The organism is Aquimarina agarivorans, assembly GCF_000218485.1.
GTDB lineage: Bacteria > Bacteroidota > Bacteroidia > Flavobacteriales > Flavobacteriaceae > Aquimarina > Aquimarina agarivorans.
In genome coordinates this window covers 98389-113293 of sequence record NZ_AFPB01000167.1, presented here as the reverse complement: position 1 = coordinate 113293, position 14905 = coordinate 98389, and the positions used below count along the sequence as shown (strand labels likewise).

Sequence of the window (14905 nt, the reverse complement as noted above, 5' to 3'; positions counted from 1 at the left end):
AATTAGTAATTTGTGTTAATCTTATCGACTTTAAATTTTATTTAAAACAACCACCTTAAAATTGAGAATAATCACTTAACAAGTGTATACCGCGTCAAATTTCCATTATTCAATATTCATATAATTACACAAACAATGTGTGTTTAGATTTTGATAAAGTTGCTATAAGCTCATATTAAAATCTAAGATTATTTATGTATTTAATTAACAATTAGGTTTTTACAATAAAAAAATACTGAAATGTTTGTCATTGATTGAAATTCAGATAGTTTTGGAAATATAAAAATGTATGTATGCTGGTACATATATAATTGTTGTAGCCAATCTCAATAGCAAGACCAAAATAAATTAGTTATATAAGTGTAACTTTCTGACAAGTTTAAAGATCTCTAAATAAAAAACTCATTGAAATAATTATCTTTGCTCAAATGGCTACAGGACCAAAGAAATTACACAGATAAAACATTAAAAAGACTATTTGGGCTTTTTGGAAATCAATTAAACAGCTCAAAATCCGGGTTAATAGATTCATTTTTTCACTAGCCTGAAAGCGGTTAAAGCAGTAAAGTTTCTCTTGAATTAGATTATTGCTTCTAAAATCATAGAAAACCACTCATCACTTTGCCCATAGATTCACCACTAGGTATGTCAAATGGATTATAAAATGAGACTGAAGATACGCCGTTGCTTTTTTGAGATCAAAGCCGTATTTTATTTTCATAACCCCAGCTATGGAAATGAAACATAATACAGCTATCGAAAAAATGAATAAGTATTTGCGTCTATCATTTTATGATCTTTTTAGCATTGGTCAACAACGCATTCATCTATAGCTTATCGGTAAGACGAATGCTTTATGTGTAGGTACAAGTAATTATTTCACAGCCCAGTTTTCTAGCTTAATGTTTTTAATCCTATCAAATTCCTTAATATTTTCTGTAACCATAATTAAATCATTACATATAGCGGTTGATCCAATTAAAAGATCAAAGTCACTTATCATATTTCCTTTTTTTCTAAGTCTAACTTTTTCCTTTGCGTATACTGGTATAGCGTTATAAATAGGAAGTACACTTAACATATCTGTCAAGTCATTTATAAGCTTATGATTTTTGTAAGGATTAATACTATTCTCAGCTCCAAATATCAGTTCAGCTAATGTTATTTCAGAAATTAAACAGTTCTCTATTCCAATCTCTTCTAGTTTTTCTAATAAATTATATTTACCTCTGAAAAAGTGAATACAAATATTGGTATCTAGTAAGTATTTCATTAAAAATCTATTGAGTTTTGTTTGTCAACTCTTGAATTTTTAATGTCAGATATGATTTCATCAGAACTTCGTTCATCCTCCCAAGCACCAAACATTTTTCTCAAGTTATTATCTTTTTTCTTTTTTACCTCTATCGATTCTACTAATCGTAATATTATCATCTTCTTTGAAGATGTGTCTAATTTAGATAAAAAACTAAAATATTTGTCTGCTATATTATTTGTTATACTTAATGCCATAATTACAAATTTAAGCAAAATGATTTTAGCTTATTTGTGCCAACTGCAGTTTTTGTCTAAAAAACATTGCATCAAAGCTATGCCACACATGTATTAAAAAATGGAGTAAGTTTATTACAACTACATTAGTTGCCAGGGCATTTGTGTATTGAAAACGACCCGTACGCTAAGTGGTGAGAGAGGCGCACACTCCTAATTTATGAGGAGATTCGTCTACTCAACCGGTGGTGGTTATTTTATATCAGTTTCAGGTTTTACAATTCTTAATATTTCTCCAACGCAATTATGAATTTTATTACCTATTTCATATTTACTTTGTTGGTCATTTTCTACAACTAATTCAGTAATTAAAGATTCTATATTTGAGTATTCAGAAATTGTAGAAGATTCTTTGTCATCGGGCAAATAATGACAATTCTCTTTTAGATTGTCAATATATTTTCTTAGAACAGAAATTATGTTTTCATAATTCAGTCCTCTCACTTTTTTTGCTGGATTTGCTGGAGTGGTTAAATTCCTAGTTAGTTCAATAGTTGATTTTGTAGAGTTAAGAAGTTTTCCTAATTCAATTTTCTTGTATTCACGTTCTATGGATTTTTTCATTGTTTCAGCTTCTGAAGCCGAGTTTTTCGCTTTCTCTGCTTGGCGATAAGCATATATAGCAGAACCAATAGTTACAAAAGTTCCTAAAACACTAACTATCAAGCTAATTAAATCCATTTTTCTTCAACGATTTTAATTCCTGTTTGATTGAAATAAGAATTAAAATTTTTGTCATTTATTGAACCATTTGCAATCTTTTCAAATAACTTTATGAAATCATAATAATCCTTAGCTATTGTTAATTCTCCATTTTGCCCGTAATTAGGAATTGGTAATTCACAACGTCCTCCGTCAACAACAAGATAACTTTCTCTGAAAACTAATGACCCTCTGTAAAAAACATCAAGTATATTTGAATATGCACTTGGGTCAGGAAATTGGTTAGCCCATTCAGCTTTAAAGTCTTCATTTGAAGTTATGCCGTAAGCCATTGTAATATCAATATCTTCTCTAAATACACAAATATCACTATGTGATTCAACTTTAAGAACATTCTCTTTACCATTATAAGCTTCATAAAAATCAAATTTATCTTTATACGATGGTCCTGAACCATATCCCCAACAAGAAATTCTATTCCATTGTTCAGGTTCTGATGTTAAAATGACTTTTAAAAGTTCGTCTAATTTCATAATTTCTATTTGATGTAGTCAGGTCTTTTTATTTTAAGGTAGTGCTTACAATTACCGCCAAAATCACACAAATCCCACAATTAAGGTTTATTTCTGTTACACTCCCAAAACTATCAGAATTACATTTACCACCCAACAATTTAAGCTTCTTTTTTTTGTAAATTATTTATTTTTAGCAACATATGACAGTAATTCTAATTTAGTGAGTGAATTTTAAAGCAATGGTAACCGAATTTAAACGTAAATTATTCGTATAATTTTACGGTTAGTAATTGCTTTTTTTTTGACAAATGATGATGCGTTGAAATTTATTAAATACAATTATTTGGTTGGGATACTATTTGCAAATTAAATTTGCTGGCTCGTACTGCACATTTTGGAATTTTGTGTTACTATAAATAATTGTGGTTGATGTTTTATTTAAATTATTGTTTGCTAAAATTTTCAAATTCACTGTTTTTTCGGAAGTAAGTTCAAACTATCACTAGTATATTTTTTAGTTTGGATTTTGCATGTGTCTGCCAACTTTAGTGAATAATACAACTGATTTTAAATTTTTTGAGCAATAGAAAGCAGCAATTTATTGTGCACTTGTTTCTATTTATGAGCAAAATACAGTATTTAATTTGGGAAACAGGGATTTACTACTCCACTAAAACAATAGGCTAATTATTGTAATTGATTTCATTTACAAAAAGTAGGTTTGTTGTAGCAACACGCGGTCAGATTCGCAAAAATTGTCTGTATTGCTAACTGGCAAAAATGTATCTTTGCAAATTGGAACGGCTTTGGTGTTAAAACCTTAGTGTTTCGGGCAGGGATAGCAGTGGAAATCCCACAGCCTGAGTAGAACGAAGCGCGAGGAATTGGAACGGATAGCCCGGTTCAGCCCGCCAAAAAGTGAAGAGAAATTTTTATGAAGCATATTCGGAATTTTTGCATTATTGCACATATTGATCATGGGAAAAGTACGTTGGCCGATCGGTTATTGGATGAAACGGCTACGGTAACCAAACGCGAGGCTCAGGCGCAGTTGCTGGACAGTATGGATTTGGAGCGCGAGCGTGGGATTACTATTAAAAGTCATGCCATTCAAATGGAATATACGTATCAGGGGCAGGAGTATATTTTAAACCTGATTGATACGCCTGGTCACGTGGATTTTTCATACGAGGTTTCTCGATCTATTGCTGCATGCGAGGGGGCGTTGCTTATTGTGGATGCCGCGCAGAGCATCCAGGCACAAACTATTTCCAACCTGTACTTGGCGTTGGAAAATGACCTGGAAATTATTCCGGTACTCAACAAAATTGACTTGCCTAGCGCCAACCCGGAAGAAGTTACGGATGATATTGTGGATTTATTGGGTTGTGATGCTGAGGAGGTGATTCCGGCAAGTGCTAAAACGGGTATTGGTATTACCGAAATTTTAACTGCAATTATTGAGCGTGTTCCTGCACCTACGGGTAATCCGGATGCACCGCTTAGGGCCTTGATTTTTGATTCGGTGTATAACCCTTTTCGTGGTGTAGAAACCTATTTTAGGGTAATGGATGGGGTAATTAAAAAAGGGCAACACATTAAATTTGTGGCTACCGAAGGATTGCACCATGCGGATGAAATTGGTACGCTTAAACTGCAACAGGTTGTTAAAAAAGAAATAAAAACGGGCGATGTGGGTTACCTAATTACGGGGATTAAAGATGCGCGCGAGGTTAAGGTTGGGGATACAATTACGGATGCCAAAGAGCCAACGCAGGAAATTATTGGTGGTTTTGAGGATGTAAAACCTATGGTTTTTGCGGGAATTTACCCCGTGGATACGGAGGATTATGAAGATTTACGATCGTCCATGGAAAAATTACAACTTAATGATGCCTCACTGGTGTTTGCGCCTGAAAGTTCGGCGGCACTTGGTTTTGGTTTTCGTTGTGGATTTTTAGGAATGCTGCATCTTGAAATTATTCAGGAACGTTTGGAGCGCGAATTTGATATGACAGTGATTACTACCGTGCCTAACGTTTCCTATAATGCATATACAAATAAAGAGCCTGATACGGTAATTTTGGTTAATAATCCTTCGGATTTGCCGGATCCTTCTACCATGAATCGTGTGGAGGAACCTTTTATTAAAGCGACTATTATTACCAAATCCGACTTTGTGGGTAACGTGATGTCCTTATGTATTGAAAAACGAGGGGAAATTACTAATCAAACGTATTTGACTACCGAGCGTGTGGAGCTTACGTTTGATATGCCTTTGGCCGAAATTGTTTTTGACTTTTACGATCGTTTAAAAACGGTTTCCAAGGGGTACGCTTCTTTTGACTATACTCCAATTGGCATGCGCGAATCTAAATTGGTTAAAGTAGACGTGCTGCTTAACGGAAATACGGTGGATGCCCTTTCGGCATTGCTGCACAAGGATAATGCGTACGACATTGGTAAAAAAATGTGCGAAAAGCTGAAGGAATTGATTCCGCGTCAGCAGTTTGATATTCCAATTCAGGCGGCAATTGGTGCCAAAATTATTTCCAGAGAAACGGTGAAGGCCTTACGTAAGGATGTGACTGCTAAGTGTTACGGTGGTGATATTTCGCGTAAGCGTAAGTTGCTTGAAAAGCAGAAAAAAGGGAAAAAGCGTATGCGTCAGGTTGGTAACGTGGAAATACCACAAGAGGCATTTATGGCCGTACTTAAATTAAATGATTAATTAAATTTATACAATTTGCGGATAAGCACTTTTGGATTAATAGGTTAGTTTATATATCGCTCGCTGGTATAAGACAAAAATTAAAGAATAACCTTTAATTATGGGTTCATTTTTATACGCACAAGTAATAGAAATAGAAACAAGATATAGGTAATTCTTTTATTTATTTGTATTAGTTGTTTTTAAGCTTTTAGCGAGAAAACAAGACAAAAAAGCCTACAAAAGAAGTCCGAGGTACTTCTTTTGAGGCTTTTTTTAATGCGGTTGTTATTTAAAAAGAAATTGTTTCTTTTGCTATACTGATTCTAATTTTAAATGAGAAATTTAATGTTGATAGCAACATTATTCTAGCTACAACTATGTAATGAGTTTGTCTTTGTAATTATCATAATGTCACTATTTATTTAACCACTAACGTCCCAATACTAATTTAACATCTGTTCCATTGGGATCAGTTAGTACTAAGGTGAGGTTATTTTCTGTAAAAGAGCTTTCTGCAAGGTAACCTAACTGATTGTTGTTTTCAATTTGCATGTATTTTTGTAAGCCATTTGAAGCAGAGCCAAATACATTTATTGAAATTCTTAAATTTAAACCATCAGTGTCTTTTGAAAAACGAAGTTCACCGTTTGTTGAAAGCGATTGCGTTTGGTTTTGTTCATCTTCAGGCTCAAAAATTTGCATGGTTAAAAATTCTTCGGATTGTCCTGAGGTAAAGTTAATTTCCGAAAAGTTAAAATCAGCACTCCTATCTTCATTTCCTGATGTAAATGCAATAATTTTCCAAGGTGTGTTGGGGTTACTCATTAAAATATCCGAAATAAGATTTAGTTGATTTATAAAAACAAAATCATTAGCCAGTGTAGCTTGTTTTTGGAAAATAATGGTGGCCTCCTGATCTCCATTTTCATTAAAACCAATTATCGTAAATTTTGTACTTGATGCGTCTTTAAGTATTTTATAGCCTGTATTACCAAAGTTATTAATACTTTGAAATTTATTTTGTTGTTGCGTATTAACTATAAACATTTGAAACCTTAGGTCATTATTGTTTTCATCTTTAAAAAATTCATTAGTTCCTGTAGTTGCTGGAGTAAATGGGTTATTTACAAATGATGAAGAATCGTAAATTTCTGTACGCTGCGCGCCTTCATTTAGTGTTTCAAAAACAAAAATATCTTGTTCAAAATCTTGGGATAAGTCGTTTGTTCCAAAATTAGCACTTGTAATTTTCCAGGGATCTTGTAATGAATTAGTAGCAAGGGCATCCATAAAGTTTTGTTGCTCGCTTATTTGTAAAAAATCACTCTCAGGTGGAAGTGGAGGCGTAGTAATTACTTGTATTTTTTCGAATACAACCATCAATTTTTCGCCATTTCCATTGGCACTTAGTAAGGTTATCTTATTTGCTGTAATCGTTTTTAATACTCTGTATCCTAAGCTTACCGTAGCGGTATTTATGGAGCTAAATTTTTCTGTTTGAGCATTTGTTTGATTAACTACAAACGGGAATCGAAGGTCGTCATTAATATTATCTTTAACAATATCAGATGATCCACCAGTATTGAACAACCCTTGGGCAGTTTCCTGAACACGAATTTGAAGCAATTCGTTATCCAAAAGCGTAAATCTAAGTCTAGTGTCAACAAAATTTTCAGTTAAGTTAATTGAACCTGACAAGGCATTGGTTATTTTCCAAGCAGTTTCCTCAGTGCTATTAGTAAGTATTTCAATGAGTGCGTTTTTTTGATCAAACTGCAAAAAATCACTTTCAGTAATTTCCGATCTAGTTATTCCAGTAACGTCTTCCTCTTGCTCTTCACAGGAAATAAAAAGCAAAAAACACAAAATAATTTTTAATAAAATATATTTCAATCTCATAATTGGACTTTAGCCTAATAGTACTGTAACAGTTTAATGCCACTTAACCCTACCCTGAAAACACTTATTTTAAAAAAAACTTATTTTTTAAAATAAAAAAAACACACCACAAATTTAGAAAAATCATACCAATGTTATTTTTTTGTCCTAAAAGGTAGGGTTTTTCTAATGATAACGGTTCTAGTATTAGTAAACCTTTTTTGTAACTGATTTATTTAAGTTTAAATTAATTGTAAGCTTACCATTGGAAACAAAAATCTAATATGCTTTAACTAGCAAAATTAATGATCTTACTAAATTACAATGGATTTTGTAATTTAATAAAATTATAAATATCACTGTAAGGTGTTATAGCAGAAACAAACTTTTAACTAGTATTTAAATTAACTATGGGTAACGTACCATCAGTATGTAGCGAAAAAAATTACGAATTACTATACGATAAGTACAGTAACTCTCTTTACAGCTTTATGTATTTCCGTTGCGGAAATGCCGACCAAGCGGCTGATTTAGTGCAGGAAGCCTACATTAAATTGTGGACTAATTGTGCTAAAGTAATTTTTGAAAAAGCCAAATCGTACTTATACACTATAGCCAATAATAAGTTTTTTAATGAAGTTGCGCATGAAAAAGTAAAACTATCATATGAAAATGCAGGCTACCAATTGGATCGAAATTTTGAAAATCCAGAGTATGTATTGGAAGAAAAGGAATACATGAAAACCTTAGAAAACGCCATAGCGAACTTAACGGTTGCCCAACGCGAGGTTTTTTTACTTAACAGAATCGAAGGGAAAAAATATAAAGAAATTGCTGAAATGCTTGACGTATCCGTAAAAGCAGTAGAAAAACGGATGCATTTAGCACTTGTAAAATTAAGAGAAACTTTAGGCGATAGTATTTAAACCTTTTTAGTTTTACTCATAACAACTTATAGATATGACAAATTTTAACGCAGATGATACTTTTTTAGCCCGCTGGCTAAATAACGAATTAACCGAGGCAGAATTGAAAGTTTTTAAAGCATCAGAGGATTATGAAAGCTATCATAAAATCGCAGAAAAAAGCAAACAGTTTCAAATTCCTGCTTTTGATAAAGCAGGGGTTAAGGCAAATATCCAGTCAAAATTAAATAGTAGCTCCACTAAAGTAGTGCCATTATATAGGCAATGGGCTGCCGCAGCTGCAGTAATTTTAATATGCGCATTAGCAGGGGCATTCTATTGGATCAGTTTGCCCACTACATTTAGTACCAAAATTGGCGAGCAAATGGCGTTTGAGTTGCCCGACGGATCCACGGTAAAACTAAATGGTAAAGCCACCGTTAGTTTTTTAAAAAGCGACTGGAAAAATGATAAAAGAGATTTAAATTTGACTGGCGAAGGTTATTTCATAGTCAAAAAAGGATCAAAATTTAATGTGCAAACAGCAAACGGAACTGTTAGTGTGGTAGGTACTCAATTTAACGTAAATGTATTGGATACTTATTTTGCTGTAGAATGTTACGAAGGAAAAGTAAGTGTAAATCATAAAAGCTCAACCACATTACTCACCCCAGGTCACGGCATTCGCTATAAAAATGATATTGCCGAAAAAACATCCGTTAACCACACTAAACCGCAATGGATAAATACAAATTATACGTATAATAACGTTCCTTTAATGGTAGTATTAAATGACCTGCAAAATGTGTATAAGATGAATGTTGACATGCAAAATATTGATATTTCGGAGGAGTTTACAGGGAAATTAATAACTTACGACATAAATAAAGCTTTAAAAGCCATTTGTAAACCTATGAAGTTAAATTATGTTATAGATGGCACTCAAATAAGTATAAAGAGTAATTAAATTTATGTGGAAATGGATTGTTTTTTTTGGTTTTGTTGCCCTAGTATACTGGCTCAAAACACAAATAGTCTAACACAAATAATTAATAATTTAACGGACAAGTATCATATTGTATTTTCATACAAAACAAGCGATGTTAAGCCTTTTGATGCCATTATTTTACCTAACGAAACTTCCTTAAATGCCATACTATTTGCCATCCAAAAACAAACCAAACTATCCTTTGAGAAATTAGATGCCAATAACTATGTCATCACCAAAAGCACCTCAAATAATACAGTGATTAGCTGCGGTATTGTTAAAGATATCTGGGGCAATCCCATAGCAGAGGTGTTAGTATCTTCAAATAATAAAAATACCTTAACTGATAGTACAGGAGCTTTTCATTTGGCATTAAATGACATTGCAAGTACAGTAATTAATTTTAGTTATTCTGGGTATCAATCCGTAAAATTACCGCTTGATTATTTTGAAAAGAATTGCCAATCGGTAACCCTAAACAAAAAGGTGACCGCTTTAAAAGAAATAGTCATAACGGATTACATTACAAAAGGGATGACTAAAAAGGAAAATGGGAGCATCCAAATTGATTTAACTACAACCGGATTGCTACCTGGGGTTATTGAGCCTGATGTGGTGCAATCCTTGCAATTTGTACCAGGAGTATTAAGTCCCGATGAAACCGTGGCAGGTTTGCATATCAGAGGGAGCACACCCGATCAAAATTTGGTATTGTTTGATGGGGTAAAAGTATATCAGGATGCGCACTTTTTTGGACTAATTTCTGCATTTAACCCGCATGTTATTAATGATATTAAGCTTTTCCGATCCGCAACTAAAGCAAAATACGGAGGGCATGCAGGGGGCGTACTCTCCATTGGTGTGGATACCAAAATACCTCAAAAAGCTAGTGGAAGTGTTGGTGCCACTTTTACCCACACAGATGCTTTTGTAAAAGTACCTTTAGTGGCTAAAAAATTGGCTATGTTTGCGTCGGCGCGCAGAAGTATCACCGACATCTCTAATAACATCACGTTTAAAAATTTTTCGGAGGTTGCTTTCCAAAATACTGATATTTTAGGCGGTTTAAATAATGAATCTTCGCGTATATCGGCAGCCAAAAACACATTTTTATATCAAGATTATTTTAGCAAATTAATTTATACTCCTACGGATAAACTTACAGTAAACCTAAGCTTTATTAGTAATAAAAATGAGCTTTTTTTTCGTGGAATTGATAATTTTATTACTTCCGATTTTGAGGATAATATCACAGTAAAAAGCCATACTTTAAGTAATAGCGTCCAATTTAATGACTCCAAATTCGGAAACCACAACTTACAACTCAGTAGTACCTCGTTTGATAAGCAATACAATGGCCTTAATCAATTTGATTCTACGAGCCAAACACCAACCCTTTTGGAAATTACTTTTGATAAAGAAAATTTTGTTGATGAAACGTCCATAAATTACACAGGTAGCAAACAGCTTTTTAAAAACGGAACGCTCGAAGTTGGTTTTCAGCGTAGCAGATCCAAAATTGGCTATGTGGTGGAAAATTACGGGGTTGATTTTACCGCCTTTAAAGAATCATTAATTGGTACTGAAACTTCACAATCATTTTTTGCTGATTTTGAATTTAAATCAAAAAAAACACAAATTAACCTTGGGGGAAGAAGGCAATTTTTTAACCGACTTAATCGCACCTTTTGGGAACCCCGTATATTTTTAAACTATAAAATTTTAAATCGCTTATGGCTAAAGGGAACTTTCGAAAAAAAACACCAATCCATAAGTCAAGTCACTGATATTAGAAATGACGGTTTAGGAAATTTATTTGATAAACTATGGGTGGTTTCCACACCCAATGACGTACCAATATTGGAAAACACACAAGGAAGTATCGGATTGGACTTTCAAAAAAAAGGATGGACTTTAGATATTGAAGCCTACCAAAAAGAAATAAATGGAATAGGAATTTTATTGACTAACGACATTACCAATCCTCAAAACGTTACGGGTAATAATACGATTAAGGGCATTGATGTTTTACTAAAAAAGCAGTGGCCACATTACCAAACATGGGTGAGTTATTCTTTTTCTGAAAGTGAGTATCAGTTTAGTGCCATTAATGACAACACCCCCTTTGATGGATCATTTGACACCCCGCATAATTTAGTGTGGACGCATAGTTTTAATTATAAAAATTTTGAACTGTCTTTGGGTTACAGATACCATTCAGGTATACCTTACACCAACAAAAGACTTGATACTGACGCGTCGTTGTCAAATTTCATTCGTTTTGATGCATTTAATGCTGAGCGATTGCCTGATTACCAACGGTTGGATTTGTCTGGGAGTTATCAATTTTATTTGGATAAGCCCAAAACAATACATGCTAAACTAGGGTTTACGTTACAAAACTTAACTAATGAGCGCAATTTACTATCCCGAGATTTCAGAGTAGTTGAGGGTACTGATACCACTACTAGTCAAAATACCAGAAGCATTTTGCTTCAAAGAGTCGATAGAAAATCGTTGGGTTTTACGCCTAATTTTGTGTTTAGATTGCGCATTTGATTTTTATCCCCAAAATTACCCCTTTATTCATTTGAATCTTTTTATTAAAAAGAGTAGAAAACTAACATTGTTCAATTCGTATTAGTTAAAACTTCATTAAGCGCTCATTTTTACTACGTTTATAAGATGCAGTCCAATTACTACTGAAATTTTAGTGATTTTTTAGTGCAGAAGCATGAGAAGTATCTTAAATTTCATCAAGTTCAACTTTATATTTGACGGCATTTTAAAGAGGTTATAATATTAAACTATATAAAATTATGAAATGAGGTAACAGGGCAATTGTACCGTTTCCGACATTAATTTACTTATTTAAAACAGAATCAGAATTATGTGTTTCTGTGTGTGCTTTTCAATATTTTTTTTCTTTTATTTGACTACTTTACCAATGAAATTAGTCTTCAGTTGTGGACTATTTCCTCAATATTCTACGGATTCCACAATGATTATTAATTTCTATATATTTTAAAAATATTCATAATCAAATACTTAGTAATTTATCTAGTAACTGGCATGATTATTCCTTTATAGTTAGTACAAATCGTTTATAAAACATAAAAACTCATTAAAATGAAAAAGTCAATTTTATTACCAGTAGTAGCTTTAGGTTTATTAGTATCAACACAAACAATTAATGCACAGGATGCCACAGCAGAAGTTACTGCAACTGAAACTGTAGCACAGGATGAAATGGTTGTTGTTTCTATTGAAGAATTACCTGAACCTGTTAAAACTGCATTAGCAAAAGATTATGAAGGAATGACAATTGCTGAAGCACATGCAACTAAAGATGGATCTAAGTACAAGCTAATTTTAACAAAAGAAGGTAGTGAAGGAACTACTGTACTTTGTGATGCTGAAGGAAACTGGATTACTGAATAACCTTTGATTAGGTATTATATTCTTATATTAGTTTAGTTAGTTAAAAAAAGGGGGTAGTTTATTTAAAGCTACCCCTTTTTGATACTATTTCTTACCAAAAATTTGTGTCCAGTACCTTCCTGATTTTCCAACGCCCATTTCATTAACGTTAGGATTAAGCATATTTTTTCGGTGTCCTGAACTGTCTTTCCATAACTCAAAAATTTGATTCGCACCACTACCTTGCGCAATGTTTTCACCAAAAGCAAATCCTTCATAATCCTCTCTTCTTACTCGCTCTCCAAAACTTGATCCGTCTTTTCCCGTATGATCAAAATAATTGTTACTTTCCATATCTTTGGAATGCTTAAATGCTGCGGTATTTAAAGGGTTACTTAAAATTACTGGTGGTACTCCCTCATTTTTTCTAAACGCGTTAACCAATTCAAGCATTTTTTGTGCATCCGTATTTTGAACAGGTGCGGCAACTACTGGAGTTTCAGGTGTAGTTGGTGTAGATGCCTCAGGGTTTTTAGGATTAACATCTGGATTTAAGGGTATTTCTTCGGGAGTGTTTTTATCCTTATCATCATTCATATCACCATCCATTACAACATCATCAATAGGATCAAGCTTTTCAGGAACTTGCTGCTCAATAACACTAGGATCTTCTGTATTTGTATCAACGCGCTCTTCAATGGAGTCTGTTGCACAAGAAATAAATAACACAAATCCAAGCAGAAAAATCAATCTTAATTTGATAGCAGCAAGTAACTGAAAATAATACATATTAATGATTTGATGTAGTTGTCTATACTGTTTAACGAGTATTAGCAAGTTGATAGTATTCAGTTTAGAATTTACTTACAAAATACCACCTAGTAGGTTGTGATATTTTGATACCTCATTGCTTTCTGTATGAAAAGCGATAATAGTTAAACAAAAAGAGGACATCTAATTTTAGATAGCCTCTTTTATTATTTGGTATAAAGTACTCAAAAGACTAAAGGTAATTTACTTGAGTAATTTAGGTAACAACAAAAGACTGCCCTTTTGGGCAGCCTTCACTCAACAACATTACTATGAATAATTATTCCTTTACACAAGAATAACAGCAAGTACTTATTTAATTAATTAACACTGCCTCCCCATTTTGGCAAGCTATTTCTGTTGGTGGCAGTACAACATCGCAAGTTGAAACTATCCCCCATTTTTTATTAAAGTCATCCTCTGCTTTGGTATAAACAGCTACTTTGTCCAAAAAAGAGGTTACGTCAATTGTAGTGGAATAGGGTAAAAATAAATTAGGACCGCCACAGGCCTTTGAACCTACAGTTGTAAATTCCCATTCGGAAGCATCATCACAAACCACACTTTCTGAAATTTCATTAAGCTCAGTTAACATACTATTTAATAACGCCCTACCTGCTTCTTGGGTTAATCCGCACACTTTACAAGTGTCACTTTCTCCTCTTGTATAGCGAATACCTTCTTCAAAATTGGCTAAATTTAGAATAATAGTTTCGCCCGGCTCAATTAAAGATGAAATATCAAATGATGTTGTAGCAACTACCTTAGCTGGAAAAGTAAAATTTTCTTCAATGACAAGTTTTATTGTTGTTTGGATAGGAAAACTTTCCATAATATCACCTGATCCAACTAAATCAACATCAGCTACAGCATCCTGAGTACTTAAAATTTCAAAGGTAATGTGCAAACAGTCACCAATAACTTCTGCGTCAATAATCGTTGCCGCTTTTGAATTAGAAAATAACTCGGGGTCAACTAATACTGATTTGTCACAATTTGAAACACCGTTCCTGGTTGAAAACAACACTTTTCTATTTGTTGCTTCGGTTTCAAAATCAGGACAAGTGTTTAGCCCCGCAATACCTCCAAATTCGCAAATTATATTTTCATCACAATCATACACTATTTCAAGTGCATCAGCACAATTATTAATGCAATCATTAACCAGGTACACCGTTTGATTTTGAAAAGTATACTGCACAATTTCTAAACCGTTTGATTCCTCAGGATTTTGAGCCTGCTCGTTTGCTACTAAATCCCTCAATACACCAACATCTTCCAACGGATTATTACTACATTTTGGCGTGTCAAAAACCCGTTCGCAACTAGCAAAAGTAAATGCAACCACTGCTAATATTTTAATTAAATTTTTCATGATATTATAAGTTATAATTATAGTAAACTAGTAAAAAACATGCAATACAAACTAACTAAGTATTGCATGTAATAAGCTAAAAATTAA

12 protein-coding genes are annotated in these 14905 nt (G+C 33.2%); 5 read left to right on the top strand and 7 right to left on the bottom strand.

Going from position 1 to position 14905, the window contains the following annotated elements; all coding sequences use genetic code 11:
• Window positions 1–874: 874 nt before the first annotated feature.
• The 4 genes from GMC_RS0113755 to GMC_RS0113740 form a co-directional block, all read right to left on the bottom strand.
• Entirely contained in the window at window positions 875–1273 is a 399-nt protein-coding gene (locus GMC_RS0113755) for a type II toxin-antitoxin system VapC family toxin (protein ID WP_010522695.1), read from the bottom strand.
• Window positions 1273–1512 (bottom strand): hypothetical protein, encoded by a 240-nt coding sequence (locus GMC_RS0113750; RefSeq protein WP_010522694.1) that lies wholly within the window; start codon window positions 1510–1512, stop codon window positions 1273–1275. The genes GMC_RS0113755 and GMC_RS0113750 overlap by 1 nt, the downstream gene beginning before the upstream one ends.
• 231 nt (window positions 1513–1743) lie before the next feature.
• Window positions 1744–2232 (bottom strand): hypothetical protein, encoded by a 489-nt coding sequence (locus GMC_RS0113745; protein ID WP_010522693.1) that lies wholly within the window; start codon window positions 2230–2232, stop codon window positions 1744–1746.
• On the bottom strand, window positions 2223–2747 hold the full coding sequence (locus GMC_RS0113740; protein ID WP_010522692.1) for a hypothetical protein: 525 nt from the start codon (window positions 2745–2747) through the stop codon (window positions 2223–2225). Before GMC_RS0113740 ends, GMC_RS0113745 begins: the two co-directional genes overlap by 10 nt.
• Window positions 2748–3663: 916 nt before the next feature.
• On the opposite strand from GMC_RS0113740, the gene lepA reads away from it, so the two are divergent.
• Window positions 3664–5460, top strand: a complete 1797-nt coding sequence (lepA, locus tag GMC_RS0113730; RefSeq protein WP_010522691.1) for a translation elongation factor 4 — start codon at window positions 3664–3666, stop codon at window positions 5458–5460.
• A 411-nt stretch (window positions 5461–5871) separates the two neighbouring features.
• Here the strand turns inward: lepA and GMC_RS0113725 are convergent, their stop codons facing one another.
• A complete protein-coding gene (locus tag GMC_RS0113725; protein ID WP_138940641.1) occupies window positions 5872–7299 on the bottom strand; it encodes a hypothetical protein in 1428 nt (475 codons plus the stop codon).
• A gap of 431 nt (window positions 7300–7730) precedes the next feature.
• Between GMC_RS0113725 and GMC_RS0113720 the strand changes: the two genes are divergently transcribed.
• The 4 genes from GMC_RS0113720 to GMC_RS0113705 all read left to right on the top strand — a co-directional run bounded on the left by GMC_RS0113720 (window position 7731) and on the right by GMC_RS0113705 (window position 12654).
• Window positions 7731–8246 carry an RNA polymerase sigma factor gene (locus tag GMC_RS0113720; RefSeq protein WP_010522689.1) on the top strand — a complete coding sequence of 172 codons (516 nt, stop codon included), beginning with the start codon at window positions 7731–7733 and terminating at the stop codon, window positions 8244–8246.
• Between the two features lie 34 nt (window positions 8247–8280).
• Window positions 8281–9192 carry a FecR family protein gene (locus tag GMC_RS0113715; protein WP_010522688.1) on the top strand — a complete coding sequence of 304 codons (912 nt, stop codon included), beginning with the start codon at window positions 8281–8283 and terminating at the stop codon, window positions 9190–9192.
• A 12-nt stretch (window positions 9193–9204) separates the two neighbouring features.
• Entirely contained in the window at window positions 9205–11772 is a 2568-nt protein-coding gene (locus tag GMC_RS0113710; protein ID WP_010522687.1) for a TonB-dependent receptor plug domain-containing protein, read from the top strand.
• A gap of 570 nt (window positions 11773–12342) precedes the next feature.
• Window positions 12343–12654 carry a hypothetical protein gene (locus tag GMC_RS0113705; RefSeq protein ID WP_010522686.1) on the top strand — a complete coding sequence of 104 codons (312 nt, stop codon included), beginning with the start codon at window positions 12343–12345 and terminating at the stop codon, window positions 12652–12654.
• An 84-nt stretch (window positions 12655–12738) separates the two neighbouring features.
• Here the strand turns inward: GMC_RS0113705 and GMC_RS0113700 are convergent, their stop codons facing one another.
• Both GMC_RS0113700 and GMC_RS0113695 read right to left on the bottom strand, forming a co-directional pair.
• Complete coding sequence (locus GMC_RS0113700; RefSeq protein ID WP_010522685.1) at window positions 12739–13422, bottom strand: CAP domain-containing protein; 684 nt, start codon at window positions 13420–13422, stop codon at window positions 12739–12741.
• Between the two features lie 337 nt (window positions 13423–13759).
• Window positions 13760–14818 carry a DUF6970 domain-containing protein gene (locus GMC_RS0113695; protein WP_010522684.1) on the bottom strand — a complete coding sequence of 353 codons (1059 nt, stop codon included), beginning with the start codon at window positions 14816–14818 and terminating at the stop codon, window positions 13760–13762.
• Window positions 14819–14905: the final 87 nt, after the last annotated feature.

Bases quoted from the DNA above. Each gene is read 5' to 3' on its own strand.
- GMC_RS0113755 (WP_010522695.1), bottom strand. From the start codon at position 1,273: ATGAAATACTTACTAGATACCAATATTTGTATTCACTTTTTCAGAGGT.
- GMC_RS0113750 (WP_010522694.1), bottom strand. From the start codon at position 1,512: ATGGCATTAAGTATAACAAATAATATAGCAGACAAATATTTTAGTTTT.
- GMC_RS0113745 (WP_010522693.1), bottom strand. From the start codon at position 2,232: ATGGATTTAATTAGCTTGATAGTTAGTGTTTTAGGAACTTTTGTAACT.
- GMC_RS0113740 (WP_010522692.1), bottom strand. From the start codon at position 2,747: ATGAAATTAGACGAACTTTTAAAAGTCATTTTAACATCAGAACCTGAA.
- lepA (WP_010522691.1), top strand. From the start codon at position 3,664: ATGAAGCATATTCGGAATTTTTGCATTATTGCACATATTGATCATGGG.
- GMC_RS0113720 (WP_010522689.1), top strand. From the start codon at position 7,731: ATGGGTAACGTACCATCAGTATGTAGCGAAAAAAATTACGAATTACTA.
- GMC_RS0113715 (WP_010522688.1), top strand. From the start codon at position 8,281: ATGACAAATTTTAACGCAGATGATACTTTTTTAGCCCGCTGGCTAAAT.
- GMC_RS0113710 (WP_010522687.1), top strand. From the start codon at position 9,205: ATGGATTGTTTTTTTTGGTTTTGTTGCCCTAGTATACTGGCTCAAAAC.
- GMC_RS0113705 (WP_010522686.1), top strand. From the start codon at position 12,343: ATGAAAAAGTCAATTTTATTACCAGTAGTAGCTTTAGGTTTATTAGTA.
- GMC_RS0113700 (WP_010522685.1), bottom strand. From the start codon at position 13,422: ATGTATTATTTTCAGTTACTTGCTGCTATCAAATTAAGATTGATTTTT.
- GMC_RS0113695 (WP_010522684.1), bottom strand. From the start codon at position 14,818: ATGAAAAATTTAATTAAAATATTAGCAGTGGTTGCATTTACTTTTGCT.